This window comes from Cupriavidus sp. U2, assembly GCF_009663685.2.
Taxonomy (GTDB): Bacteria; Pseudomonadota; Gammaproteobacteria; order Burkholderiales; family Burkholderiaceae; genus Cupriavidus; species Cupriavidus necator_C.
The window spans coordinates 439469-465309 of record NZ_RCOG02000027.1; the positions used below are offsets into that span (position 1 = coordinate 439469).

At 67.5% G+C, this 25841-nt stretch carries 27 protein-coding genes; 16 read left to right on the plus strand and 11 right to left on the minus strand.

The window, feature by feature from the left end; all coding sequences use genetic code 11:
- The first annotated feature begins 40 nt into the window (after positions 1 to 40).
- The 7 genes from D9X30_RS21585 (at position 41) to D9X30_RS21615 (ending at position 7538) form a co-directional block, all read left to right on the plus strand.
- Positions 41 to 793: a GntR family transcriptional regulator gene (locus D9X30_RS21585; RefSeq protein WP_153945844.1), complete on the plus strand. Its 753-nt coding sequence runs from the start codon at positions 41 to 43 to the stop codon at positions 791 to 793.
- Between the two features lie 19 nt (positions 794 to 812).
- Positions 813 to 1739 (plus strand): LysR family transcriptional regulator, encoded by a 927-nt coding sequence (locus tag D9X30_RS21590; RefSeq protein WP_153945843.1) that lies wholly within the window; start codon positions 813 to 815, stop codon positions 1737 to 1739.
- Between the two features lie 130 nt (positions 1740 to 1869).
- Positions 1870 to 3066 (plus strand): MFS transporter, encoded by a 1197-nt coding sequence (locus D9X30_RS21595; protein WP_153945842.1) that lies wholly within the window; start codon positions 1870 to 1872, stop codon positions 3064 to 3066.
- A 196-nt stretch (positions 3067 to 3262) separates the two neighbouring features.
- Positions 3263 to 4006 carry a hypothetical protein gene (locus D9X30_RS21600; RefSeq protein WP_228770749.1) on the plus strand — a complete coding sequence of 248 codons (744 nt, stop codon included), beginning with the start codon at positions 3263 to 3265 and terminating at the stop codon, positions 4004 to 4006.
- A 267-nt stretch (positions 4007 to 4273) separates the two neighbouring features.
- Entirely contained in the window at positions 4274 to 5596 is a 1323-nt protein-coding gene (locus tag D9X30_RS21605) for an MFS transporter (RefSeq protein ID WP_153945841.1), read from the plus strand.
- Positions 5597 to 5626: 30 nt separating this feature from the next.
- Positions 5627 to 6220: an RBBP9/YdeN family alpha/beta hydrolase gene (locus tag D9X30_RS21610; protein WP_502799664.1), complete on the plus strand. Its 594-nt coding sequence runs from the start codon at positions 5627 to 5629 to the stop codon at positions 6218 to 6220.
- A 127-nt stretch (positions 6221 to 6347) separates the two neighbouring features.
- Positions 6348 to 7538 (plus strand): porin, encoded by a 1191-nt coding sequence (locus D9X30_RS21615; protein WP_153945840.1) that lies wholly within the window; start codon positions 6348 to 6350, stop codon positions 7536 to 7538.
- A 105-nt stretch (positions 7539 to 7643) separates the two neighbouring features.
- Here the strand turns inward: D9X30_RS21615 and D9X30_RS21620 are convergent, their stop codons facing one another.
- Positions 7644 to 8666 (minus strand): AraC family transcriptional regulator, encoded by a 1023-nt coding sequence (locus D9X30_RS21620; protein WP_153945839.1) that lies wholly within the window; start codon positions 8664 to 8666, stop codon positions 7644 to 7646.
- Between the two features lie 116 nt (positions 8667 to 8782).
- On the opposite strand from D9X30_RS21620, the gene D9X30_RS21625 reads away from it, so the two are divergent.
- The 5 genes from D9X30_RS21625 (at position 8783) to D9X30_RS21645 (ending at position 12094) form a co-directional block, all read left to right on the plus strand.
- Complete coding sequence (locus tag D9X30_RS21625; protein WP_153945838.1) at positions 8783 to 9841, plus strand: beta-keto acid cleavage family enzyme; 1059 nt, start codon at positions 8783 to 8785, stop codon at positions 9839 to 9841.
- A 24-nt stretch (positions 9842 to 9865) separates the two neighbouring features.
- Positions 9866 to 10066 (plus strand): DUF1289 domain-containing protein, encoded by a 201-nt coding sequence (locus D9X30_RS21630; protein ID WP_153945837.1) that lies wholly within the window; start codon positions 9866 to 9868, stop codon positions 10064 to 10066.
- A gap of 160 nt (positions 10067 to 10226) precedes the next feature.
- Entirely contained in the window at positions 10227 to 11204 is a 978-nt protein-coding gene (locus tag D9X30_RS21635; protein ID WP_153945836.1) for a Bug family tripartite tricarboxylate transporter substrate binding protein, read from the plus strand.
- 73 nt (positions 11205 to 11277) lie between these two features.
- On the plus strand, positions 11278 to 11637 hold the full coding sequence (locus D9X30_RS21640) for an ArsR/SmtB family transcription factor (protein ID WP_153945835.1): 360 nt from the start codon (positions 11278 to 11280) through the stop codon (positions 11635 to 11637).
- On the plus strand, positions 11618 to 12094 hold the full coding sequence (locus D9X30_RS21645; RefSeq protein WP_153945834.1) for an SRPBCC family protein: 477 nt from the start codon (positions 11618 to 11620) through the stop codon (positions 12092 to 12094). The genes D9X30_RS21640 and D9X30_RS21645 overlap by 20 nt, the downstream gene beginning before the upstream one ends.
- Before the next feature lie 42 nt (positions 12095 to 12136).
- Here the strand turns inward: D9X30_RS21645 and D9X30_RS21650 are convergent, their stop codons facing one another.
- Entirely contained in the window at positions 12137 to 13033 is an 897-nt protein-coding gene (locus tag D9X30_RS21650) for a LysR family transcriptional regulator ArgP (RefSeq protein WP_249641042.1), read from the minus strand.
- Between the two features lie 72 nt (positions 13034 to 13105).
- Here D9X30_RS21650 and D9X30_RS21655 point away from each other — a divergent pair, with 72 nt between their 5' ends.
- Entirely contained in the window at positions 13106 to 13804 is a 699-nt protein-coding gene (locus D9X30_RS21655) for a LysE/ArgO family amino acid transporter (RefSeq protein WP_228770748.1), read from the plus strand.
- 58 nt (positions 13805 to 13862) lie between these two features.
- Here D9X30_RS21655 and D9X30_RS21660 read toward each other — a convergent pair whose 3' ends face one another.
- Genes D9X30_RS21660 through D9X30_RS21670 form a run of 3 tightly spaced genes read right to left on the minus strand, consistent with a single transcriptional unit; the run spans position 13863 to position 17420 of the window.
- On the minus strand, positions 13863 to 15512 hold the full coding sequence (locus D9X30_RS21660; RefSeq protein ID WP_153946086.1) for a long-chain-fatty-acid--CoA ligase: 1650 nt from the start codon (positions 15510 to 15512) through the stop codon (positions 13863 to 13865).
- A gap of 59 nt (positions 15513 to 15571) precedes the next feature.
- Complete coding sequence (locus D9X30_RS21665; protein WP_153945833.1) at positions 15572 to 16420, minus strand: TauD/TfdA dioxygenase family protein; 849 nt, start codon at positions 16418 to 16420, stop codon at positions 15572 to 15574.
- 19 nt (positions 16421 to 16439) lie between these two features.
- Positions 16440 to 17420 carry a quinone oxidoreductase family protein gene (locus D9X30_RS21670; protein ID WP_153945832.1) on the minus strand — a complete coding sequence of 327 codons (981 nt, stop codon included), beginning with the start codon at positions 17418 to 17420 and terminating at the stop codon, positions 16440 to 16442.
- A 192-nt stretch (positions 17421 to 17612) separates the two neighbouring features.
- On the opposite strand from D9X30_RS21670, the gene D9X30_RS21675 reads away from it, so the two are divergent.
- Complete coding sequence (locus tag D9X30_RS21675; protein WP_249641043.1) at positions 17613 to 18614, plus strand: AraC family transcriptional regulator; 1002 nt, start codon at positions 17613 to 17615, stop codon at positions 18612 to 18614.
- A 151-nt stretch (positions 18615 to 18765) separates the two neighbouring features.
- On the plus strand, positions 18766 to 19131 hold the full coding sequence (locus D9X30_RS21680; protein ID WP_228770747.1) for a hypothetical protein: 366 nt from the start codon (positions 18766 to 18768) through the stop codon (positions 19129 to 19131).
- A 28-nt stretch (positions 19132 to 19159) separates the two neighbouring features.
- On the opposite strand, the gene D9X30_RS21685 is transcribed toward D9X30_RS21680, so the two are convergent.
- From D9X30_RS21685 to D9X30_RS21710, 6 genes are read right to left on the minus strand one after another with little or no spacing between them, the layout of a single operon-like run.
- Entirely contained in the window at positions 19160 to 19609 is a 450-nt protein-coding gene (locus tag D9X30_RS21685; protein WP_153945831.1) for an ion channel, read from the minus strand.
- 16 nt (positions 19610 to 19625) lie between these two features.
- The gene (locus tag D9X30_RS21690) at positions 19626 to 20660 is read right to left on the minus strand and encodes a DUF2955 domain-containing protein (protein WP_153945830.1); all 1035 of its coding nucleotides are present in this window, start codon (positions 20658 to 20660) and stop codon (positions 19626 to 19628) included.
- On the minus strand, positions 20650 to 21810 hold the full coding sequence (locus D9X30_RS21695; RefSeq protein WP_153945829.1) for an HlyD family secretion protein: 1161 nt from the start codon (positions 21808 to 21810) through the stop codon (positions 20650 to 20652). The genes D9X30_RS21690 and D9X30_RS21695 overlap by 11 nt, the downstream gene beginning before the upstream one ends.
- Positions 21807 to 23348 carry an efflux transporter outer membrane subunit gene (locus D9X30_RS21700; RefSeq protein WP_249641044.1) on the minus strand — a complete coding sequence of 514 codons (1542 nt, stop codon included), beginning with the start codon at positions 23346 to 23348 and terminating at the stop codon, positions 21807 to 21809. Before D9X30_RS21700 ends, D9X30_RS21695 begins: the two co-directional genes overlap by 4 nt.
- A gap of 3 nt (positions 23349 to 23351) precedes the next feature.
- Positions 23352 to 24494 carry an AI-2E family transporter gene (locus D9X30_RS21705; RefSeq protein ID WP_153945828.1) on the minus strand — a complete coding sequence of 381 codons (1143 nt, stop codon included), beginning with the start codon at positions 24492 to 24494 and terminating at the stop codon, positions 23352 to 23354.
- Between the two features lie 51 nt (positions 24495 to 24545).
- Positions 24546 to 24818, minus strand: a complete 273-nt coding sequence (locus tag D9X30_RS21710) for a hypothetical protein (protein ID WP_228770746.1) — start codon at positions 24816 to 24818, stop codon at positions 24546 to 24548.
- A 163-nt stretch (positions 24819 to 24981) separates the two neighbouring features.
- Between D9X30_RS21710 and ppk2 the strand changes: the two genes are divergently transcribed.
- A complete protein-coding gene (ppk2, locus tag D9X30_RS21715; RefSeq protein ID WP_153945827.1) occupies positions 24982 to 25800 on the plus strand; it encodes a polyphosphate kinase 2 in 819 nt (272 codons plus the stop codon).
- The last annotated feature ends 41 nt before the right edge of the window (positions 25801 to 25841 follow it).

The window sequence follows — 25841 nt, forward strand, 5'->3', positions numbered from 1 at the left end:
TCTTCACTCGCTGCACCCGCAGCGGGATATCGTCCCCGACATGGCAACCCGACGCAAAAAATCCGCGGATTCCGAGCCGCCCGCCGCGCAGGACGGCGGCGAGCCCGAGGCACCCGAGGCCGAATCTTCCGTCAACGAAGGCATCTACCAGGATCTGCTGAACGCGATCATGGAGCATCGGCTGCTGGCCGGCACCAAGCTCGTGGAAGAGCGGCTGTGCGAGGTCACCGGCGCCAGCCGCGCCCGGATCCGCCAGGTATTCGCCCGGCTGGCGCATGAAAAGCTGGTCACCCTGGTACCGAATCGCGGCGCATTCATCTCCAGCCCCAGCATCGAGGAAGCGCGCCAGGTCTTCCAGGCCCGGCGCCTGGTGGAACCGGAACTTGCCGGCCTGCTGGCCAACACGGCCAACGCCACGCAAATCCGCAGCCTGCGCCGGCATATCCGGCAGGAAGACGACGCCCGCACGCGCGGCGACCGCGCCGCCGTGATCCGGCTGTCGGGCGAGTTCCACATCGTATTGGCCGAGATGGCCGGCAATGCCATCCTGGAAAAGCTGATTCGTGAAATGGTGTCGCTGACGTGCCTGATCATCACGCTCTACGACCGCCCCGGCGCACCGGCCTGCCCCGAGGACGAGCATCGCGTGCTGGTGGACGCCATCGAGCAGCGCAATGCCGCGCAGGCGCAGGCCGTGATGGCCGAGCACCTGGCCCACATCGAAAGCTCGCTGGACCTGACCGTGCGCGAAACCGGCGCACCTGACTTCTACAGCATCTTCAGCAAGGGCTGACCGCCCGCACCGCCCGCCCATGGACAAGCTGCTCGCCCTGAAGATGTATGTCGAGACCGTCGATGCGAAAGGCTTCTCGGCCGCCGCGCGACGCATGAACCTGGCCACGTCGTCGGTCACGCGGATGCTGGACGGCCTGGAGGCCTCGCTGGGCACGGTGCTGCTCAACCGTTCCACGCGGCAGGTCACGGTGACCGAGGCCGGCGCCAGCTACTACCAGCATGCGCGCCAGATTCTCGAAGCCGTGGCCGAAGCCGATGCCTCGATTGCCGACCACGGCGACCAGCCGGTGGGACAGTTGCGGGTATCGCTGCCGGTCGCATTCGGGCGCTGCTGCATTTCGCCCCATCTGGGCGCATGGCTGGCGCGCTATCCGCAGCTCGAACTCGATGTCGAACTGACCGACAGCATCGTTGACCTGCTTGGCGCCCGCGTGGATGTCTCCGTGCGGCTGGGCAGCGCGGCGGCCTATGACAACGTGATCGCGCGCGAGATCGGCCGGTTCCGCCGACTGGTGGTGGCCAGCCCGGCCTACCTGGACCGGCACGGCACGCCCGCCGAGCCAGCCGATCTGGTCAACCATCGCTGCCTGCGCTTCAGTTTCGGCGCCCGCGACCAGGTCTGGCGGTTCCACCCGGAGACCAGTGACGGCGGCGAGCCGATCAGCGTGCCCATCGGCGGGCCGTTCCGCAGCAACAATATCGAGGTCTTGCGCGACATGGCGCTGGCCGGCAACGGCATCGCCCTGCTGCCGGACTGGCTCGTCGATGCCGATTATGCGGCGGGCCGGCTGACCGTGCTGTTCGACGACTGGGCGGTCACGCCGAACCAGTCCAGTTCGGTGGTCACCGCGCTTTACCTGCCAAGCCAGCGCGGCTCGCGGCGCATCGCGGCCTTCCTGGACTTCCTGGCCTCGCTGCCGGGGCCGACCGGCCAGCGCGACTGAATTCGCAGACGGATTTCGGTTTGGCCCGCTTTGCTTGCGGCGCAACGCTGAGTTGCGCCACATTGTGATTCCCGCAACGCCCCCGGGCGCCTACGCTCTGGACATCGCAACCCGATCTCCATCCAGAGCCATGCAAGCCCAAACCTCTCCCATTGCCGGCGCGTCCAGCGCCGCCCCCATGTCCGGCACGCTGGTCGCGCTGTTCTCGCTATGCGCCGGTGTGCTGGTGGCCAACCTGTACTACGCCCAGCCGATCATCGAACTGATCGCGCCTGCCGTGGGCCTGTCCGCGCAGAGCGCCAGCGTGATCGTGTCGCTGACCCAGATCGGCTATGCCATCGGCCTGTTCTTCCTGGTGCCGCTGGCCGACCTGCTCGAAAACCGCCGGCTGCTGATGGTCAGCGGCGTGGCCGCGGCGGCCAGCCTGGTAGGCGCGGCGCTGTCTTCGCAACCGGGCGTGTTCCTGCTGGTGTCGCTACTGCTGGGCCTGAGCTCGGTCAGCGTGCAGATCCTGATTCCGCTCGCAGCGCACCTGGCGCCCGAGGCGCTGCGCGGCCGTACCGTCGGCACCATCATGGGCGGCCTGCTGTCGGGCATCCTGCTGTCGCGGCCACTGTCGAGCATGGCGGCGCAGTGGTTCGGCTGGCGCGCGGTATTCTTCATCGCCGCCGCCATGACGCTGGCCACCGTGGCCATCATCGCGATGACGCTGCCGCGCCGCGTCCCCCAGCACCGTGCCAGCTACGGCAGCCTGCTGGCCTCGCTGTGGCACCTGTTCACGCGCTTCGCGGTGCTGCGCCAGCGCGCGCTGCTGCAAGCCCTGCTGTTTGCCGCGTTCAGCCTGTTCTGGACCGCCGCGCCGCTGGAACTTGCCGCGCGCCATGGGCTGTCGCAATCGCAGATCGGCCTGTTCGCGCTGGTCGGCGCGCTCGGCGCCGGGGCCGCACCCATTGCCGGCCGCCTGGCCGATGCCGGCCACACCCGCGTGGCATCGTTCGCGGCGCTGATCGTCGCCGCGCTGGCGTTCATCCCCGGCTTGATCCACGGCCACGCCGGCCTGTACGGCCTGGCACTGACCGGCATCGTGCTCGACTTCGCGGTGCAGATGAACATGGTGCTGGGCCAGCGTGCGGTCTACGCGCTCGACGCCCATAGCCGGGCGCGCCTGAACGCCCTGTACATGACCGCGATCTTTGCCGGCGGTGCGGCGGGTTCGGCCATCGCCAGCGCGCTGTACACGCAAGCGGGCTGGCAAGGCGTGGTGGCGGCAGGCAGCGGGCTGGCACTCGTGGCGCTGGGCGTACTGGCCCTCACCGCCCGCCGCTGAACGCAGTATTCCCTCCGCGCCCCTGGCCCGCGTCCGCGGCAGAGGGGCGCTGAGCCGTCAGCACCTGCGCAGACAGTGGCTTTGCAGTGCATCAGGCCTCAATTGAACTTTGCAGGGCCGTTTCATAAAATCCAGCGCGATGCTGGTCCGGCCTTGTTGGACGCGCACCAGCACATCCTCGCGCGGAGAATTGCCGATGAAAGCCGTGCTTGCCCACATCATGCGCAGAAAGCTGGCGTATGCGGAACTGCCGCTGTTCGTGCATATGCGCGACGAAAGCCTGCCCCCGAAGATTCGGCTCAGCTTCATGCGCGGCTTCGCATTTTTCGTCATGGCCTTCGGCGACCTGAACCGCCACGTGCTACGCCGGTCGCCGCCATGCGACACCTGGCAGGAACAGGTCAACCTTCATACCTTCGAAGACGACCATCACTGGCCGTGGTATCTGGAGGATTTCGAGACGCTGGGCTGGGACCGCGTCACCACCACCACCGACGCGATGCGCGAGCTCTGGAGCGACGATACCTGCCGCTGCCGCGTCCTGATGTACGACCTGTGCGCGATCGTCGCCGATGCCCACGGCCCCGAGCGCCTCGCCGTGATCGAAGCCATCGAGGAAACCGGCCATGTGCTGTTCTCGCTTACCACGCCGCTCGCGGACGCGCTCCAGGCGCGCCTGGGCGCCGAGCTGCGCTACCTGGGCGCTTACCATCTCGCGCTCGAATCCGGCCATATGCAGCACGCCGACCATTGGGCGCTGGCAGCCATCGCGCTGTCAGACGCGCAGCGGCAGCACTGCATGGCGCTGGTGGACAGGGTGTTCGACGCCTTCGCCCTGTGGACGCACGAGGCCGACGACCAGATCCACCGCGCGGCCGCCCTTGCCGCCCGGCCGTACCCGGCGACGATCCGATCGGTGAGCGCGGGCAGTTCATCGTGATTTCCACCGGCCCGACGCTCACGGTGGCCTGCAAGGTGACGATCGCGTAACTGGGCACGGTGCGCGCGCGGTGCGGGCAAGCGGCGGCTCCGCAGCAACCCGAAGCGGGTTTTCCCGCACTGTCCCGTCAAGCAAAACGGATGTCCCGATAAGTCAAACCGTCAACCGTCATTCCCCGATACTTCGCTGGGTCGCGGCCACTCCGCGGCTAGCCAGCAGGCCCCCGGCATTGTGCGGGGCGCGGCTGAGAATATCAGGAGACGGTTCATGTCGGGACTTCGTATTTCACGTCCTCAAGTTTTTGTCAGCGCACCGAGCGCCCGGGCTTCACGCTTTTACCCGTGGCTGGTCTTTGCGCTGAGCTTTGGCCTGCTGCTGTCCGACTACATGTCGCGGCAGGTACTCAACGCACTGTTTCCGCTGCTGAAGGCGGAATGGGCGCTCACCGATGCCAATCTTGGCGCGCTGGGCGGTGTCGTGGCGCTGATGGTGGGCGTGCTCACCCTGCCGCTTTCGATCCTGGCTGACCGCTGGGACCGCGTGCGCAGCCTGACGCTGATGGCCGCGCTCTGGAGCCTGGCAACGCTGGGCTGCGCCATCGCCAACTCGTTCGGCGAAATGTTCATCGCCCGGCTCTTCGTCGGGATCGGCGAGGCGGCCTACGGCAGCGTCGGCATCGCGCTGGTGCTGTCGGTCTTTCCGCGCCATCTGCGCGCCAGCCTCAGCGCCGCGTTCATTGCCGGCGGCGCATTCGGCTCGGTGCTTGGCATGGCGCTGGGCGGCGTGATCTCGGCACATTTCGGCTGGCGTATCGCGTTTGTCAGCATGGCCCTGTTCGGCCTGGTGATGGTGGGCTTCTACCGCCTGCTGGTCACCGAGGAGCGCCTGAAGCTTCAACGCGAGGCGCTCAATGAACAGGCTGCCGAGGAACCCCGCCTGGGCCCGATGCCGCTGCGCGCACTGTGCAGCGCCCTGGTGGCGTCGCGATCGATCATCTGCGCCTATGTCGGCAGCGCCCTGCAGCTGTTTGTGATGGGTTCGCTGCTGGCCTGGATGCCCAGCTTCCTGGGCCGCTACTACGGCCTGGCCACGGCGCAAGCCGGCCTGGGCGCCGCTTGCTTCGTCCTGGTGGGTGGTGCCGGCATGATCATGTGCGGCGCGCTGACCGACCGCGTGGCACGCCACGCCCCGGCACGCAAATGGCTGATGGCCGTCACATACAGCGTGCTGTGCTTCGCACTGCTTGGCACCGCGTTCCACCTTCAGGCAGGCACCGCGCAACTGGCCCTGATCGCCGGGGGCATGATGCTCGCAGGCGGCAGCGCCGGCCCGGCCAGCGCCGCCGTGGCCAACCTGACCGATCCCCGCATCCATGCCAGCGCGTTCGCCACGCTGACGCTGGTGAACAACCTGCTCGGCCTGGCGCCGGGGCCCTTCTTCACCGGCCTGATGGCTGACCACATCGGTCTGGCAGGCGCGCTGCAGTGGATGCCCGTTGCCGGCCTGATTGCCGCGATCTGCTTCCTGCTCGGCCGCCGCACCTATACCGCGGACCTGCAACGCCTGGCACAACGCCGCGCCGCAGCCTGACCGCGCATCCCCCAACACGCAAGCGATTCAATGATGTTCTTGTCCCCCGAAATCACCGTACTGCTGGTGCCAGGGCTGCGCGACCACGTGGCCGACCACTGGCAGACCCTGCTGCAAGCCGAACTGGAGGCACAAGGCCAGAACGTGGCATCCGTGCAGCCGCTGGAACACCACAAGCTCAGCTGCGCCGCGCGCATGGTCGCCCTCGACCAGGCCATCGCCGCCATCGACGGACCGGTCGTGCTGGGCGCCCACAGCGCCGGCGTGCTGATCACCGTGCACTGGGCCCGGCACCTGCACGGCCGCGTGCCGGCCGGCAAGATCCGTGGCGCGCTGCTGGCCACGCCCGCCGACCTGGAAACGCCGATGCCTCCGGGCTATCCGGAAGTGGCCACGCTGGATCAGAACGGCTGGCTGCCGGTGCCACGTCAGGCGCTGCCGTTTCCGTCGTTGCTCGCGGCCAGCCGCAACGATCCGCTGGCCTCGTACGAGCGCGCCACCGCCATGGCCCGGGACTGGGGCAGCGAACTGGTCGATCTCGGCCAGGTGGGCCACCTGAACCCTGCGGCCGGCTTCGGGCCATGGCCGGAAGCCATGGCGCTGCTGGCACGGCTGGCGCGCTGAACCGCGGCACCACAGCACCACAGCAGGAAGCGGCCCAGGCCGCGACACAACAACATTTTCACAACACCGTAGTACCCATTCCGACGGGAACCCCCACTACACAAGACGTAAAAAAGGAGACTGTTTCATGAAGCTCAAGGGCATGGCCGTAGCCGCATTGTTCGCCTGTACCGGCAGCGCATTCGCGCAATCCACCGTCACGCTGTACGGCGTGATCGACGCAAGCGTGGAATACGCGAACCACGTTGCCCCGTACTCGGCGGCAGGCTTTACCCCGAATCCGGGCGCCGGCGACACGGTGTATCGCATGAACTCGGGCGGCCTGTCCGGTTCGCGCTGGGGTCTGCGCGGCACCGAGGATCTGGGCAACGGCCTGAAGAGCCTGTTCGTGCTGGAAAGCGGCTTCAGCGGCGACAACGGCACCATGCAGCAGAGCGGCCGCCTGTTCGGTCGCCAGGCATTCGTTGGCCTGCAGCACCAGACGTTCGGCCAGATCACGCTGGGCCGCCAGTACACGTCGCTGTTCGCGGCGATGGCCAACTTCATGCCGACGGCCTACGCCACGCAGTACGAGCCGGCGGCTTTCATGGCTGGCAACAACTTCCGCGAGGACAACGTGCTGGCCTACAACGGCACGTTCGGCCCGCTGACGGCCATGGCCCACTTTTCGTTCGGCGCGGGCGTCCCCAACCTGCCGGCCGGCACGATCGCGTTCGGCGGCAACGGCGAGGTGCCGGGTGCCTTCCGTCGCGACAATGCCTTCGGTGCGGCCGCGGTGTACTCGGCCGGCCCGTTCGGCGCGGCCATTGCCTATGACCAGTGGAATCCGTCGATCAACAACGTGGCCGGCGTCTACCAGGGCAACACCGCCACGCTGAAGAAGGCTTCGGTGGCGGCCAGCTACACGATTGGCGCGGTCGCCAAGATCATGGGCGGCTACCGCTGGGGCAAGGCCGAGAACAACGCCACGAACGCCCAGATCCAGCGCGACGACTACTACTGGATCGGTGTGAACTACCAGGTGACGCCGGCCATTGGCCTGACGCTGGAATACGACTACGACGACCTCAAGCGCGACTACTTCAACCGGACCAATGCGCCGAATCCGTGGCAGGTTGCCTTTGTGGCCAACTACGCGTTCTCGAAGCGCACGGATCTGTACCTGAGCACGGCCTACGCCAAGCATGCCGGCCTGACCCTCGATGGCGCCAACACCAACCAGCTGGCATCGACCGGTGCCACGGGCAACAGCTACATCCTGGGCAACGGCCAGAGCAGCATGGTCGGGGTCAGCCTCGGCATCCGCCACAAGTTCTGATCATGTAGGGATCGGCACAGCCGGACGGGATACTCCTGCAGCCGCCGTCCGGTCGTGTCGAGCTTCGTTTGGCCACCCCGGCGTGCGCGCTGGCGTGGCCATTTTTTATGGCGCCGGCGCCTTGTCCGCCTGTGCCTGCCGCGCCCGCCACTTCGATACGCTGCAGCCGTACTGCGCGCCGAACCAGCGCGAGAACGCGCTCAGCGACGAGAAGCCCAGCAGCGTGGCCACCTCGGACAGCGGGCGTGCGCGGTTCTCGATATAGCGCGTGGCCAGGCTGGCCCGTGCGTCGTTGAGGATGTCCGAATAGGTGACGCCGTCCTGTGCCAGCCAGCGATGCACGGTGCGCCGGTCCACGTTGAGCTGCTGGGCCACACGGTCGACCGAGCACATGCCGCTGGGCAGCAGCGCATGCACGAGCTTGCGCACCTTGTCGGTCATGCTGGTGTCAGCCTGCGCCAGCAGCGTGCCCAGGTAGAGCTTGACCTGCTGCGCCATGACGGGATCGTAGGACGGCAGCGGCGCTTCCAGGTCTTTGGCCACGCAGACAATGCCGTCGAAATCCTGCCCGTAAAGCGCCGGCATGCCGAACACGCGCATGCAGGCGGCCTGGCTGTCGGGTGCCCCATGCGTGAAGCAGATGCTGCGCGGACGCCAGGCCGGGCCCAGGAACAGCGTCAGCATGCGGAACATCACGCCCGCCGCCAGTTCGGTGGCCTGGCGCAGGCTTCCCGGGGTGTCGCTAAGGATATGCAGGCGGATCAGCACCACGTCGTCCACATCTTCCACCCGCATGACCAGCGCCTCGTTCTGCAGGCCCATGTAGCGGACCATCGACTCCAGCGCGCGGCGCAGCGTGGGTTCCTCGCGCACCACGAAGGCCAGGGGGCCGAGGTTCGCGAACGGGCGCAGTTCGGCCATGCGCAGGCCGAAATCGTCCACCTTCGCGGCGCTGGCCGAGGCCTCCAGCAGCTTGCCCACCAGCGCGGCGGGGATGCGGATGTCGGGATCCAGCAACGCGTTGCGGCTGATGCGTGCGGCACGCAGCATCTGGTGGGGGTCGAGCCCGACCGCCCGTGCCACATCCACGTAGTTGGTAAGGCTGGCACTGCGCAGAAAGTAGGACATCGCGTTTTCCCTGACTGTCCCCAAATGTAAATCGAGCGTCCCCGATCGTCAAATTGCGGCGCACCGTTCGCCGATACTTCCATCACCGCAGCACGCACCCTACATAGGAGACCAACATGCAATTCCTCGACGATTCCCTGCATCCGGAAAACATGGACAAGGTGGTCATCACCGTGGCCCCGTACGGCCCCGAGTGGATGCCCGAAGATTTCCCGGAAGACATTCCGGTCACCATGGAAGAACAGATCCAGAAGGCCGTCGACTGCTACAACGCCGGCGCCACCGTGCTGCACCTGCACGTGCGCGAACTGGACGGCAAGGGCTCCAAGCGCCTGTCCAAGTTCAACGAACTGATCGCCGGCGTGCGTGCCGCGGTGCCCGACATGATCATCCAGGTGGGCGGCTCGATCTCGTTCGCCCCGGAAGACGAAGGGCAGGCCGCCGTATGGCTGTCGGACGATACGCGCCACATGCTGGCCGATCTGAACCCCGCCCCAGACCAGGTCACCGTGGCGATCAACACCACGCAGATGAACATCATGGAACTGCTGTACCCCGAGTACCTGGCCGGCACGTCGCTGTCGAACCCGGCGTACATCGAGGCGTACCGCGAGATGACCGTGCCGGCCGGCCCGGGCTGGGTGGAAGAGCACCTGCGCCGCCTGTCGAACGCGGGCATCCAGCCGCACTTCCAGCTGACCGGCATGCACGCCCTGGAAACGCTCGAACGCATGGTGCGTGCCGGCGCCTACAAGGGCCCGCTGAACCTGACCTGGATCGGCATCGGCGGCGGTTTCGACGGCCCGAACCCGTTCAACTTCTTCAACTTCATCCACCGCGCGCCGGACGGCTGCACGCTGACCGCCGAATCGCTGCTCAAGAACGTGCTGCCGTTCAACATGATGGCGATGGCGATGGGCCTGCACCCGCGCTGCGGCATCGAGGACACCATCATCGACCAGCACGGCAACCGCATGACGTCGGTGCAGCAGATCGAGCAGTGCGTGCGCGTGGCGCACGAGCTGGGCCGCGAGATTGCCACGGGCAAGGAAGCGCGCGAGATCTATCGCATCGGCACCTGGTACGACAGCGTGGATGAAACGCTGGCGGCCCACGGCATGCTGCCGAACCGCAAGTCCGGCCAGAAGAACCTGCCGCTGCGCCGCGCGGCCTGAGCCACCCCCTAGCCCACGACCGCCATGTCGCAGACCACCGATACCCGGCCTGCCAACCCTTGCATCAACATCTGCCGCATGGACAGTGCGCGCCGGTATTGCCAGGGATGCGGCCGGACTTCGACCGAAATCGGCCTGTGGGACGGCATGACCGACGCGCAGCGCGCCTTCATCATCGAGGCGCTGCCTGCGCGGCGCGGCCGACCGGCGGCAGGCCAGGCCTGATCGCCCCAGCATTCCCGGCGACGCGCGGCACAATGTATGCGGTGCGCGCCGGCTGTTTCACCGGGTCTGCCGATTCCAACGCGACGACACGTTCCTCTACAGCCCAATGCGCGGGCAGGTCCGGCTTTCTATACCTACAAGACCTATCATGGAGACAAAGATGCCGAACCAACCTGCCCCCCTTCGCATGCGCCGCGCGATCCTGGCGGCCATCCTGACGCTGGCGATGCCGGCCGCCATGGCCTGGACCAGCAAGCCAGTGCGCGTGCTCGTGCCCGCGCCTGCCGGCGGCACCATGGATGTCATGGCGCGCGTGCTGGCCGAACAGCTGGCTGCCGACCTTGGGCAGTCCGTGGTGGTCGACAACAAGCCGGGCGGCGGCGGTGCCATCGCCATCAACACGATGCTGGCCGCGCCCGCCGATGGCCAGACCATCATGGTGACAGCCACCAATGTACTGACCGAAGTGCCGCAGGTGCAGAAGACGCCGTACGACACCATGAAGGACGTTCGTCCGCTGGCGGCGGTTGGCCGCTCGCGCATGGTGCTGGTCGGCGCGCCGAACCTGCCGGCCAAGGACCTCAAGAGCCTGATCGCGTACGCCAAGGCCAATCCGGGCAAGCTCAGCTTTGCCTCGTACAGTGCGGGCACCGCATCGCACTACGCCGGCGCCATCATGAACCAGGAAGCCGGCATGGACCTGCAGCACGTGCCGTTCGCCGGCTCGGGCCCCGCACTGGCCCAGGTGATGGGCGGCCAGATCCCGCTGATGTATGACGGCATGGTGACCTCGCTGCCGATGATCCGCGCCGGCAAGCTGCAGCCCTACGCCGTGGCGTCCCGGACACGGTCGCCGCTGCTGCCGCAGGTGCCGACGTTTGCCGAGCAAGGCTACCCCGATATCGACTTCAGCAACTGGGTGGGCGTGATCGCGTCCGCGCAGATGCCGGCCGACGTGGCGCAGAAGATCCAGAGCGCGGTGTACAAGGCCGCGGCCAACCCCAAGGTACGCGAGCGCCTGGAGGCGCTCGGCTACGAGCCGATGCCGGCCCAGTCGCTACAGGACCTGAACCAGTCGCTGCACGCCGAATACGACCGCAACGCAGGCATCGTCAAGACGTTCAACATCAAGCCCTGACCGAATCTCCCCATCGTTTCGCAATCACAGGCCGTCATTGCCACGGCCTGCCTCTTGTCCTATAGTTAGCTGCATGGCTAACTATCAAGTCTCGGTGAGCGACGTATTCCACGCGCTTGCCGATCCCACCCGCTGCGCCATCGTCTGCGCGCTGGTCGGCGGCGCGCAAACCGTGTCGTCGCTGGCGGCGCCGTTCGACATGGCGCTGCCGTCGTTCATGAAGCACGTGACGGTGCTGGAGCGCAGCGGCTTGATCCGAACCTGCAAGGCTGGGCGCACCCGCACCTGCGAACTGGTGCCGGAAACGCTCTCCCAAGCCGAGCAATGGCTGGCCGAGCAGCGTGCCGTGTGGGAAGCCAGGTCCGACCGCATGGTCGATTTCGTCGAGCGACTGCATCAAGAGGAGCAAACCCATGCCGGAAAACGCCGCTGAATCCCGCGATCTCGTGATTTCCCGCGTGCTGCGCGCGCCACGGTCCGCGCTCTGGCGCGCCTGGTCGGACCCCGCCCTGCTCAAGGAATGGTGGTGCCCCAAGCCGTGGACCACGCAGGTGCGCGGCTTCGACCTGCGGCCGGGCGGCAACTTCCATACCTTCATGCAGGGGCCGGACGGGGGCACCAGCGACAACCCCGGCTGCTTTCTCGAAGTCGTGCCGCAGTCTCGGCTGGTATTTACGTCGATGCTGACCGGCGGCTGGCGCCCGCACAAGCCGTGGCTCGGCTTCACCGCCATCATCACGATGGATGACGACCCCGGCGGCAGCCGCTATGTCGCCCGTGTCATGCATCCCGACGACGCCACGCGCGACCAGCACGAGAAGATGGGCTTCTTCGAGGGCTGGAACACCGCCATCACCCAGCTCGACGACTTCACCATGACCCTGCGCTGAGGCCGGCACGCCCGCACCGGCCGCCGCAAGTGGCTCGGCGGTTCAGGGCGGCAGCAGCGCCGTCCGCGCAGCGGCCAGCACTTCGGCGGTCAATCCTTCCAGCAGGCCCGATGCCGCGCGCGCATGCTGCCAGTGCAGCGGCACATCGAGCGGCGTGTCGGGCACCAGTTCCACCAGTGTGCCGGCCTGCAGATGGCCATCGATCATCGACTGCGGATGCATGCCCCACCCCATGCCGGCCAGCGCCGCCGTGACAAACGCATACGACGACGGCAGCGTGTGACGGGGCAACTGCACCTGCCGGTGGCATAGCCGGTTCACCCAGCGGGCCTGCAGTTCGTCCTTGGCGTTGAATACGAGACTCGGCGCCTGGGCGAGACTGCCGGCCCCCACGCCGGCCGCGAAATGGCGCGCCACGAACGCCGGGCTGGCCGCCGCCACATAGCGCATGGCCCCGAGCGGACGGCTGTTGCATCCGGCCGCCGGTCGCGCGGTGGCCGTGACGGCCGCCAGCACCGCGCCGCTGCGCAGCCATTCCGTCGTATGGTCCTGGTCGTCGACCGCCACTTCCATCAACACCGGATGCCGCGCCGCAAACGCGGCAAGCGGCTGCGCCAGCCAGGTGGCCAGGCTGTCGGCGTTCACGGCCACCGGCAGTGGCACGCGCGCCTCGCCCTGCGGCGCCAGTGCGGGCAAGGCACCGTGCAGCTCCTGTTCGAGCAACCGCACGTGATCGACGTGCTGGCACAGCCGGCGGCCGGTTTCGGTGGCCCGGCAGGGCGTGTCGCGGATCACCAGCGCACAGCCGACGCGTTCCTCCAGCATCCGGATGCGCTGCGAAATGGCCGATGGCGTGACGTGAAGCGCGCGGGCCGCCCGCTCGAAGCTGCCCTCGCGCACAACGGCGGCCAGCGCGGAAAGCGCCGCGTAATCGAGCACGATTAAGATTGGCTAATGTCAGTAAAGATGATTTAGTTTGGCTTCACCGCCCGCCGATGGCAAGCTTGCGCCATGTATTCGACCGACTTCCTGCCTTCGGGCATGCCGCCCGGCATCGCCGTCCTGCTGCAAGGCCTGGCCCTGAGCCTGGGCCTGATCGTTGCCATTGGCGCCCAGAACGCGTTCGTGCTGCGCCAGGGCCTGCGCCGCGAGCACGTGGGCAGCGTGGTGCTGCTGTGTGCGCTGGCCGACGCGCTGCTGATCGCCGCCGGCGTCATGGGCATGGCCCGCGCCCTGGGCGAACGGCCCGCATTGGCGGCCGCGCTGGCGTTGGCCGGCGCGGTCTTCCTGGCCTGCTACGGCTGGCAGGCGTGGCGGCGCGCCCACGGCCAGCATGCGCTGCGGGCTGCCGATGGCCAGGCCAGCACCACGCGTGGCGCCGTGCTGGCGCAGGCCCTGGCCTTCACGTTGCTCAATCCCCATGTCTACCTGGACACCGTACTGCTGGTGGGCAGCATCGGCGCGCAACAGCCGGCCGCCATGCGCGGCTGGTTCGTGGCCGGCGCCAGCATTGGCAGCCTGGCCTGGTTCGGCGCCGTGGGCTTTGGCGCGCGATGGCTCGCGCCGTGGTTCGCCAATCCGCGTGCCTGGCAGATGCTGGACCGCCTGGTCGGCGTGACCATGCTGGTGCTTTCGGCGCTGCTGGCCCGCCATGCCATCGGCGGATTTCGGGAACTGGACTGGCTGCAGGGTGTGCTGCCGGCGGCGTAAACGCAAAAAAGCCGCCCTCCGAGCCGGGGAGGGGCGGCCATCAAATTTCCCTTTCGTCTCAGGCTGCCTTCTTTTCCCGCAGCAGCTTCTTGTCAATCTTGCCCACGCTCGTCTTCGGAATCGCCGTGACGAACGCGATCCGGTCGCGCTCGGGCACCGCGAACTTGCTCAGCCGCTGGGCTTCGACATGGCCCAGCAGTACCGCGCGGATCTGCTGGGCGTCCACCTCGATGCCAGCCTTGCGTACCACGTAGGCCATCGGCCGTTCGCCCCAGCGCGCATCGGGCACGCCCACCACCGCGCATTCCTGCACGCCGGGTACCTGGGTGACGAGGTTCTCGATCTCGATCGACGACACCCATTCGCCGCCGGTCTTGATCACGTCCTTGAGCCGGTCCACGATCTGCACGAACCTATCCTCGCCGATCACCGCCACGTCCTGCGTGTGCAGGTAGCCATCGGCCCACAGGTCCTCCGACGCCGACGGCTTGCGGAAGTACGACTTGGTCAGATACGGCGCGCGCAGCACGATCTCGCCCTGCGCCTTGCCGTCGTGCGCCACTTCGCGCATATCGGGGCCGACGATGCGGAAATCGGCCAGCGGCACGGGACGCCCCGTGGCGCAGCGCATGCGCACTTCCTCCTCGCGGGTCAGCGGCACATGGCCCGGCGGCAGCTGGGCCAGCGCGACGATCGGGCCCGTTTCCGACATGCCGTAGCCGGCAAAGATGTCGATGCCGCGCGCCAGTGCCGCCTCGCACAGCACCGGCGGCAACGCCGAGCCGCCGATGATCATCTTCCAGCCCCACAGGTTGCAATCGCCTTCGTCCGCCGCCTGCAGCAACATCTGCAGGATGGTCGGCACGCAGTGCGAGAAGGTGACCTTCTCGGCCTTGCGCAGCTGCAGCAGCGTGGCCGGCACGTAGCGGCCCGGCAGCACAGTGCGCAGGCCCAGCATGATTGCCACGAACGGCATGCCCCAGGCCATCACGTGGAACATCGGCGTAATCGGCATGTACACGTCTTCACGGTGCATGCGCTGGCCTTCACGCGGCGAGCACAGGCTGGTGGCCGTGGTCAGCGTGTGCAGCACGATGTCGCGATGGCTGTAGCACACGCCCTTGGGGTCGCCCGTGGTGCCCGTGGTGTAGAACGTGGTCGCCTTGGTGCGCTCGTCGAAGTCCGGAAAATCGAACCCGGCCGGCGCGGCACCCAGCAGGGCCTCGTATTCGCCATCGAACGGCACGGTGCCGGCGGGCACGTCCTGGCCGTCGGCCATCAGGACGAAGCGCGGCTGCCGCACCAGGCTGTCGCGGATCTGTTCGAGCACCGGCAGGAAGTCCGGATGCACCAGCACCACGTCGGCGCCGGCATCGTTCAGCGTGTAGAGAATCTGCTGCGGCGACAGGCGCACGTTCACCGTGAACAGCGTGGCGCCCATCATCGGCACACCAAAGTAGCACTCCAGGTAGCGATGGCTGTCCCAGTCCATCACGGCCACGGTGCTGCCGTGACGCACGCCCAGGGCCCCCAGCGCGTTGGCGAGCTTGCCCAGACGCTGGTGGAAATCCCGATACGTGTAGCGCATCTCGCCGCGATAGCTGATTTCCTGATCGCCATACAGGCTCATCGCGTTGGTCAGCAGCTGCTTGACCAGCAGCGGGTAGGCGTATGCCGAGGGGGTGGTAACGACGAGGTTGTCCTTCATGCCTGCTCTGTCCTTCATGTCCATCATGTCTTGCGGGTTCTGCCCGATCCGCATGCGGATCAGTACGGCACGCTGCCGACGATGCCGGCGCGTTCCATCTTGCGGTGGCACGGCGCGTAGTCCATGACCGCGTAGTGCTGGGTGGCCGTGTTGTCCCAGATCGCCACGCTGTTCGGCTCCCAGCGCCAGCGCACCTGGAATTCCGGGATGTACGCCTGCGACACCAGATAGCGCAGCAGGTCGGCGGCGCCCGGGTTGGCATCCTGGCCGTAGCGCACGCGCGCCGGGGTGTGGAAGTTGGTGAAGTGCGTGGTGAAGCCGTTCACGTACAGCACCTTCTCGCCGGTATCGGGATGCGTGCGCACCACCGGATGCTCCGCGTCGGGGAACTGGGCCTTGAGCGCCAGCCGCTTTTCGATCGGCATGGCCGCGCCGAAGCTGGCCTCGATGCTGTGGCGGGCGCGCAGGTCGGCAATCTGTGCCTTGACCGTGTCGGGCAGTCGCTCATAGGCCAGCGCCATGTTGGCCCACATCGTGTCGCCGCCCACGGGCGGGCATTCGATGCAGCGCAGCACCGCGCCGAACTGCGGCGCCTCGCGCCAGGTGGTGTCCGAGTGCCAGCAGTTCTCGTAGCGGTCGTTGGGCTGGTCCGGGCGCTTGTAGATGCGCACCAGGCCCGGATGCTCCGGATCGCTGCCCGCCACCGGGTGGTCTTCCAGCGCGCCGAAGCGGCTGGCAAAGGCCACGTGCTCGGCCCGGCTGAACTGCTGGTTGCGCAGGAACAGCACGCGATGCTTCAGCAGTTGCGCACGGATCTCGCCAAACAGGTCGTCGTTGCGCACGGCTTCGCCCAGATCCACGCCCACCAGCTCGGCGCCCAGCGCACAGCTCAGTTGTTGTACTTTCATGACTGTCTCCTCAAGCGCTTCAAACGACGAAGATCGACGAACCCGTGGTCTTGCGCGACTCCAGGTCGCGATGGGCCTGCACCGCGTCTTCCAGCGCATAACGCTGGTTGATCTCGATGCGGATACGGCCCGACCCCACGTGGTCGAACAGCTCGCCTGCCAGTTCGGCCTTCTCGGCCGGGTCGGCAATGTAGTCGGCCAGCGCCGGGCGCGTCACGTAGACCGAGCCCTTCATCGCCAGCAGCACCGGATCGAACGGCGGGATCGGGCCCGAGGCCGTCCCCACGCACACCAGCAGGCCACGGCGCTTGAGCGAATCCAGCGATGCCATGAAGGTGCTCTTGCCCACGCTGTCGAACACCACGTTGGCGCCCACGCCGTCGGTCAGTTCGCGTACGCGCGCCGCCACGTCCTCATGGCTGTAGTTGATGATGTGCTGGCAGCCATGGGCCCGCGCGATCTCGCCCTTCTCCTCGGTCGATACCGTGCCGATCACGTTCAGCCCCAGCAGGCGGGCCCACTGCGAGACGATCAGCCCCACGCCGCCGGCCGCCGCATGCAACAGGATCGTGTCGCCCTTGCGGAAGGTGTGGATGCGGCGCATCAGGTAGGCCGACGTCAGGCCGCGCATGGTCATGGCGGCGGCCGTCTCGAAGCCGATGCTTTCCGGCAGGCGGATCAGCGGCGCGGCCGGCACCAGGCGCTCGGTGCTGTAGGCACCCAGCGTGTTCACGAAGCCGGTGTACGTCACGCGGTCGCCCACGGCCACATTGGCCACGCCGGCACCCACGGCCTGCACCACGCCCGACGCTTCCACGCCCATGCCCGCGGGCAGCGGCACCGGGTAGGTGCCATTGCGGAAGTACGTGTCGGCATAGTTGAGGCCCACCGCCACGTGGCGGATGCGGACCTGACCCGGACCCGGGTCGCCCACCTCGGCGTCTTCGTAGCGAAGCACCTCGGGTCCGCCGGTTTCATACATACGCACTGCCTTGGCCATGGAAATCGTCTCCTGATTGGGGGCGGCACCACTTGCGCCGCCATGACCTCAATGTAGGAGCCGCAGGCCTGCGCTGCTTTGCAGCGCAATCCGGACACTTTGCATTTCATGCCATCGCCGCCTATCATCGCGCCAACGACGCGTCATGGCCCCATGCATGTGACGCGCGAAAAACAACATCGGGAGACTCGCGTGAAAACCCTGGTACGCGCTGCGGTGATGACCAACTTCTTCGACGTCGCGAATGGCCTGGGCGCCAATCCGCTGCCCCTGCTGCGCACGGCTCGCCTGAGCCAGGCGCTGCTGGCCGATCCCGAGCAGCGCATTCCGGTCCAGGCCTGCGCCACGCTGCTCGAAGCCGCTGCGCAAGCCACCGGCTGCCCCACGTTCGGCCTGCGCATGGCGGAGTCTCGGCAGCTGTCTGACTTCGGGCTGATGAGCCTGCTGATCAGCCAGCAACCCACCTTGCGCGACGCGCTGGAAACCATCATCCGCTACCGGCATCTGGTCAACGAATCGGTGGCCATCCTGCTGGAAGCGTCCGACAAGATCGTGCTGATCCGGCAGGAAGTGGTGCTTGATACGCCCTCGCGCCAGGCCACGGAACTGGCGCTGGGCGTGGTGTTCCGGTTGTGCCGCGCACTGCTGGGACCGCAATGGCATCCGCAAAGCGTGAATTTCACGCACGCGGCGCCGCCGGACCTCGACGTGCATCGGCGCCTGTTCGGCTGCCGGCTGGAGTTCGGCAGCGAGTTCAACGGCATCGTCTGCCTGGCCGCTGACCTGGACACGCCGAACCCGACCGGCAATCCCGCCATGGCGCGCCACGCCGAGCGGGTGGTGGAAGCGCTGCCGCGCGTGAATGACGCGTCGGTCGGGCGCGAGGTACGCAATGCCGTCTACCTGATGTTGCCGATGGGACGCGCCACCAGCGAGGCCGTGGCGCAGGGGCTGGGCATGAGTCTGCGCACCATGCAACGCCAGCTTGACGCCTCCGGCGAGACCTTCTCGGACATCGTCAATGGCGTGCGGCGCGACCTGGCGCAACGATACGTCGCCAATCCCGACTATTCCCTGCTGCGGGTGTCGGAACTGCTGGGCTACGGGTCGGCCGCAGCGTTCACGCGCTGGTTCTCCGCACAGTTCGGCGAGGCGCCGATCGTCTGGCGGCGACGGCACACCAGCCCGCGCTGACCGGCCCGCAAGGTCGCTCCGGCTGCCCTTGCGGCACGGGACGGCTGCGTCTAGTCTAGGAAAACGTATTACGCGTCACTACGCATCCCGACGCGCCCCGACGCATCAGCTACGTTTGCCACACCACCCTGAACCCGAACGCGGAGCCCGCATGCCGAACGCCATGAAGCCGTTGCAGTGCCTGATCGTCGCCACCGGCGCGCTGAGCCTCTGTCTGGGCGCGATGCCCGCGCAGGCGCAGCAAATGCCGAGTTCGGGTGCCGCGGCCATCTCCGATGCGGTCCGTGAAGGCGGCAACCCCTACCGCGCCCCTTCGGCACCGTCCGCAAGCCCGGCCGACGCCAAACGCGAACGCTGCGACGCGCTGTTGCAGGAGCTGAGCGGTACGTCGAAGCAGCGCGCCTACACGTCGCCCGGCACCGCCACGCAAAGTGCGCAGGGCCGTGCCGTTCCCAAGCTGGAGCGCGACAATTCGCGCAAGCAGCTGGAAGAGACCTACCGCGCCAACTGCACCTGACCACAGACCACGGGTGATGGTCCGTGCGTCATGACGGCCCGGCCTCCCGCAGCCGGGCCATCTGGCTCTTGACCACGTCAAGGACCGCAGCCGTCATCAGCGCCGTGGACAGGCCGAACATCAGGATGCCCAGCGCCGATTCGATCGGCCCGAGCATGCGCCAGCGGGGCGACATCACGATATCGCCGTAGCCCAGCGTGGCGAAGTTCACCGCCGAGTGATACAGCGCCGCGCCAAGCGTGTCGAATTCGCCCAGCACCATGAACAGCCCCGCCCACACCACCATCTGCGCGAAGTTGCAGAACAGCGTCAGCAGCATCACGGACGTCAGCAGCACGGCGTCCATCCACAGCGGTTCAAGCCCCTGCCACTTGTTCTGGAACCGCGCATAGCGCCGCAGGCACAGCGCCACGGCCCCGCATTGCAGCAGCAGGCACAGCAGCATCACGGGGGCGGCAACCAGCAGGTGCAATTGCATGACGGTCTCCCTCAACTTACGCCGCCACCGGCGCGGCACGCCGGTCCAGCAGCGCCATCATCAGCCACGCGTACAGCGACACGCCGACAAACAGCCCCATGCGCACCATGAACGCCTGGTAAACGTCCTTGCCCGCCGCGCTGTCCGCCACGGACTGCCCCAGCAGGATGATCATCGTCACGAGGCTGTTCAGCCAGAACCCGGGCGACATGCGTCCCGGCCGCAGCCGGAATAGCCGGCGCGCCACCCAGAGCCCGAACAGCAGCATCCAGAGGAAGAACATCCAGATGTGGACGAACAGCCCCAGCGCCAGCCAGCACAGGATGGCCAGCACCCCGCCCATCAGCGTGGAGCCCACCAGTTCCAGCGCCGCACCCCGCGCCGTCGTGCTGCAGCTCTGCCGCCCCAGGCTGACCGCCTTCATGATGATGGGCAGGTACGCGGCCGGGTCCGCCATTGCCAGCAGGAACGGCGGCATCACCACCAGCGTGGCGCGCAGCGCCATGACATCCGCATCGCCAGGGGCGGCGCTGGGCTTCTGCGGCATGCGCAGGCCGCCCGGTTCGGGAATCAGCTGGTAGCAGATGCCCAGCATCAGCACCGCGCACAGCAGCCCGCGCACCAGCGCGCCAATCACGGTCAGCGCCAGCGCGCTGTTGGCGGTGCCCGCCGCCGAAATCAGCGTGACACCCGCTACCAGGAACGTCGACACGAGGTTGTTGCCGCCGCGCAGCCCATGGCGGAACGCCAGAAACAGGCACAGGCCCGCCATCAGCACGCCGGTCAGCGGCGCATGGCGCAGGAACGGCACCAGCAGCATGCCGCTGCCGGTCGTCAGCATGACTACCAACGCCAGGCCCACGCCCGCCTTGAACGGCAACGGCCGGTCCAACGTCGCAAACAGGAAGACGGCCAGCACCGGCGCCATCACGGGCACCGCCCACTGCATGCCGAAACTCAGGGCCAGGCAGGCCGCCGTGCCCAGCGCCAGCCGCAAGGCACGGCGCGCCAGCATCGCGCGCATGGCCAACGCGGCGGCGTCAGTAGACATACGACACCCAGCTCATGACGCGCAGGAACGCGCGGCCCAGCAGGTTCAGCGGGTTGCCTTCGGTCGGAAATGCCATCACCTCGGCCTGCCCGCCCACACGCACGCCCCGCAACGTGGGCAGCTGCCCCGGGTCGATGTCAACGATCACCGGGAATCGCTGCGCGGGACGCAGCCAGTCGCGGCTGTTCTGGATCGTCGGCAGCGTGCCGGGCGGCGTACTCTGGCCCGCGCTGACGCCATAGCCGATGCTGCGCACCTTGCCCGTTAGCACGGTGCCCGGCAAGGCGTCCAGCACGATCCGCACCGGCGAGCCGGGCACCAGATGGCCAAGGTTGTTCTCGGTCATGTCGGCGCTGATCCAGACATCGTGGATGGCAATCAACGTCATCAATGGTGCGCCCGCCGCCGCGTACTGGCCCGTTTCGGTGCGCAGGTCCGTAATCAGGCCGGCCGTACGCGCCCGTACCTGCGCGTTGGCCAGGTCCAGCTCGGCCTTGTCCACGGCAGCGGCGGCACTGCGCAGCTTGGCATTGTCGTCGTCGCTGCCGCCCTGTTGCTCGCGCGCACGCTCCACCTCGGCCCGCGCCGCGGCTACCTGGCTGATGGCCTGCGTGTGCGTGGCCCGTGCCACCTCCAGGCGGCGGACCGACACGGTGCCCGGGTCCTCGCGATACAGCCGCTCCAGCCGCTCGCTGTCCTGCTGCGCCTTCAGTTCATTGGCCTGCGCGGCCCGCAGCGACGCCCGGGCCGAATCGATACCGGCGGTGTTGGCGCCGATGCCGCGCCGCGTGGTTTCCAGATCGGCCCGTGCGCGGTCCAGCGCGATCCTGTAGTGCTGCGGATCGACATCGAACAGCACGGTACCGGCCGTCACGTTCTGGTTGTTATGCACGTAGACGCGCGTCACGCGGCCCGGCACCTCGGAGGCCACCGGAATCACGAACGCCTGCACGCGTGCCTGCTGCGTGTAAGGCGTGAACCGGTCGGCCAGCAGATACCACGCCAGGCTCAGCACGATGAGCAGCACCACCCAGCGCAGCGCCTTGTGCGACGGATCGGCCGCGGCCTCCTTGCCGGACGGCGCGGGGGTGCCGCCGCCCGTGGCCGGCTTGTCGTCGATGGCGGCGTCGCCAGTACGCGTATCGTTCATGGGCGTGTGCTCCCCGTCTGGGCCGGAAGGCTGGCCGCCGGCGGCGGCGACACTTCGTCGATCAGCCCGCCCCAGTTGGTGCGCTGCTGCATCTGGGTCCGCGTGCCGGCGTCGAGCAGCGGCGCCGTGGTATCCCAGCCGCCCCCAAGTGCCTTGTACAGCCCGATCAGGTAGTTCACGGCGTTGCCTCGATTGACCAGATACGCATCCTGCTGCGCGAACAGCGCCCGCTGTGCGTCAAGCACACGCTGGAAATCCGAATACCCTTCGCGGAATACCGTGTTCGCCAGCGACAGCGACCGCTCCGCCGACTGGGCCGCCTGGCCCAGGATGCGCTCGCGCTGCAGCGCCTTGTCCAGCCCGCTGGCCGCATCGTCGGCTTCGCGCGCGGCCTGCCGCACGGCCGCCTGGTAGTCGACGATCAGCTGCTGCAGCCGCGCGTCCTGCACGCGCACGTTGTTGACGATGCGCCCGTAGTCAAAGATGTTCCAGCGCACGCTGGGCCCGCCAACCAGCAGCAGGCCGTTCTGGGTGCCGGGCAGCGATGCCGCCGTCCAGCCGATGCTGCCCATCAGCGTGACGGCCGGATACAGGTCGGCCTTGGCCACGCCGATCAGCGCGGACTGGGCCGCGATGCGGAATTCGGCCGCACGGATGTCGGCGCGGCGCAACAGCAGGTTGGCCGGTACATCCTGCAGCACGGCGCGATCGATCAATGGCAGCACGCCCTCGCGGTCGGCAGCGTCCGCCAGTTCAGGCAGCGGACCCGGCGGCCGGCCCAGCAGCACCAGCAGCGCGTTGCGCGCCTGCCCGATCTGGTTTTCCAGTTCCGGAATGCTGCTCAACGTGCCAAGGTACTGGGTACGCGCCTGCTGGAAGTCGAGTTCGTCGCTTTCTCCGCCCTTGAACAGCCGTTCCGTGATCTCGAAGCTGCGCTTCTGCAGCCGTGCATTGTCGCGCGCGATGCGCAGCCGGGCCTCGGCCGTGCGTACGGCGAAGTAAGTCGTGGCCAGCTGGGCATGCAGCAGCACCAGCACAGACTCGCGATTGGCCTGGGCGGCAAAGTAAGCGGCATCGGCCGATTCGATGGCGCGCGCAAAGCGACCCCAGAAATCAAGCTCCCAGCCGACGTCCACGCCCGCGCTGTATTCCCAGAGACGCGCGCTCTGCGCGGTAGGACCGGACTGGCGGCTATGGACATACATGGCCGAGGCGCTGGCCTGCTGCATCTGCGGATAGCGGCCCGCGAGCGCAATGCCCAGCTGGGCGCGCGCTTCCATCACGCGCAAGCCGGCAATCCGCACGTCGGCATTGCCGGCGTCGGCTGCCGTCATCAGCGCTTCGAGCACCGGGTCGCCAAACACCTGCCACCATTGGCGCAGGTCTGGCGTCGCCTGCTGGACGCTGGCCTGCTCGACGGCATCGCTGCGCCACGTGCCGGTCCACGGCTCGGGCTGCGGCTGGAAATCGGGCCCCACCCGTGCGCATCCGCCAAGCACGGCGGCCAGGGCCAGCCAGGCGCGGGCGGATGCGGCCACGGTTTATCCCCTGGTGATGTCTGCCCCGGTGATGTCGGGCACACCGTGCGGCGCTTCGGTTTCCACCTCGATACGCGGCGGCGGATCTTCCACCCATTGCCAGAACAGCTGATAGCCCACCGCCAGCACGATCGGGCCGATGAACAGGCCGATCACGCCCCCGGTGACCATGCCGCCCAGCGCGCCGATCAGGATGACCGGCATGGGCACGTCCACGCCGCGCCCGAGCAGCAGCGGCTTGAGCACATTGTCCGACAGGCCCGCGATGAACACGTAGATCGCAAACACGACGTTGGCGCCGGAAGCGCCCTCGGCCGCGAACACCAGCACGATCACCGGCACCGTGATCAGCGTGGCAGGCAGCTGCATGATGCCCAGCAGCAGCACCGCCAGCGCCAGCAGCCCCGCACCCGGCACGCCCTTGATGATGAAGGCGACGCCGATCAGCAGCATCTGGATGAAGGCGATGCCCACCACGCCCTGGGCCACCGCGCGCACGGTCGCCGTGCACAGCGCCGTGATACGCGGCCCGCGTTCCGGGCTGGTGAGACGCGACGCAATCCGCTCCGCGCTGCGCGTGCCCAGTTCGCCATAGGCCATGATGATGCCGGCGATGATCAGCGCACCGACGAAGACCAGCAGCCCGACACCCACGCCACCGATTGCTCCCAGCAAGCCAAGGCTGGCCGTCTTGATCTGCGGGCCTAGCTTCTGGATCAGGCCGCCGGCATCGGTGGAGGCCATCAGCCAGGCGTCATGGAGCCGCCGTCCGATGACAGGCCAGCCGGCCACCGCCTCGGGCGGCGGCGGGATCGTGAATTCGCCGGTCTTGGCAATCGCCATGGCATGCTCGACCGATTCGATCAGCGCAATGCCCAGCAGGTAGGTCGGAACCATCACCACGGCAATCACCACCACGATGATCAGCGTGGCGGTGCGGCCTTCGCCGTCAAAGACCTTGCCACGCAGCCACACCTGCAGCGGATACATCGTGATGGCCAGGATCACCGACCACAGCAGCAGGTTCATGAACGGCTTGAAGATCTGGAAACAGAAGACCGACAGCAGCGCGATCAGGCCGAAGCGGATCAGCGAATCGATCAGCGTGCGCGACGCGGTCGCGCTGGAATACGGGGCTTGCAGCATGGGATGACCTCCCTTGTGCGGCGGATTGCGCGCGGGGCAGCGGGCACGCCATCAGGCGACCTGGCGCCGGCGCGCGATGAGGAACACGACGGCGCCGGCGGCGAACAGCACCACGCAACCGATCAGCCAGTCGCGGGCGAGCACATTTACCAGATAGCGCGGCGGGTCGCTGCCGGTCCGGAACATCTGCACCTCCAGGCCGCGCAGTGCCAGCCTGAACAGGTTCAGCTTGTCCGGCATCTGCCCGCTAGGATCGCTGAAGAAGATGCCCAGCACGGCCAGCCACAGCGCCCCCGCCATCATCACGACACCGCATTTATGCATGATGGCAAACTCGAACAGGTTCTCCAGTTAGAGTCAGCCAAGCCCAGGCGCAAAGCAATTGGTCCTTGGGCCAAGCATTGGACCAAGGTCCATTGCCAAAGCCCGACCCAGTGTCCAGATTGATACTCGGGGAAAGTGTCCCATCCACACTCTGGGAGCTGACATGGCAAAACAGGCACGGCGCGCCGAAAGCGAGGCGGAGGCCGGCACCGCATTGGGCCGCAAGGACTATGAGGAGGCGCTGGCCGGGCTGCATGTGCAACTGGTGCACATGCAGAACTGGATCAAGGCCAGCGGCACCAAGGTGTGCATCGTCTTCGAGGGGCGGGACGGCGCCGGCAAGGGCGGCACCATCAAGGCCATCACCGAACGGGTCAGCCCGCGCGTGTTCCGTGTGGTGGCGTTGCCCGCACCCACCGAGCGCGAGAAGAGCCAGATGTACATGCAACGGTACATCCCCCATCTGCCCGCCGCGGGCGAAGTGGTGATCTTCGACCGCAGCTGGTACAACCGGGCCGGCGTGGAACGCGTGATGGGCTTTGCCAGCGAAGAGCAGGTGGACGTGTTCCTGCGTGCCGTGCCGCTGATGGAACGCGCCATCGTCGGGTCCAACGTGCTGCTGCTGAAATACTGGCTCGAAGTCACGCCGGAAGAGCAGACGCGCCGGCTGCAGTCGCGCATCGAGGACGGACGCAAGACCTGGAAGCTGACGGACATGGACCTGAAGTCGTACAGCCGCTGGTACGACTACTCGCGCGCCCGCGACGCGATGTTCGAAGCCTCGGATACCGACTTTGCCCCGTGGCACGTGGTGCGCTCCGACAACAAGCGGCGCGCCCGGCTGAACATCATCAGCCACCTGCTCGACTCCGTGCCGTACGAACGCATCAAGAGCAAGAAGGTCACGTTGCCGGCGCGCCAGAAGGCGGGCAACTACAAGGCGCCCGACTATCCGTACCGCTACATCCCCGAGAAGTTCTGAATCCGCCGCCCGGCGGCCGCGGCAAGGCGCCCCGCCGCCGG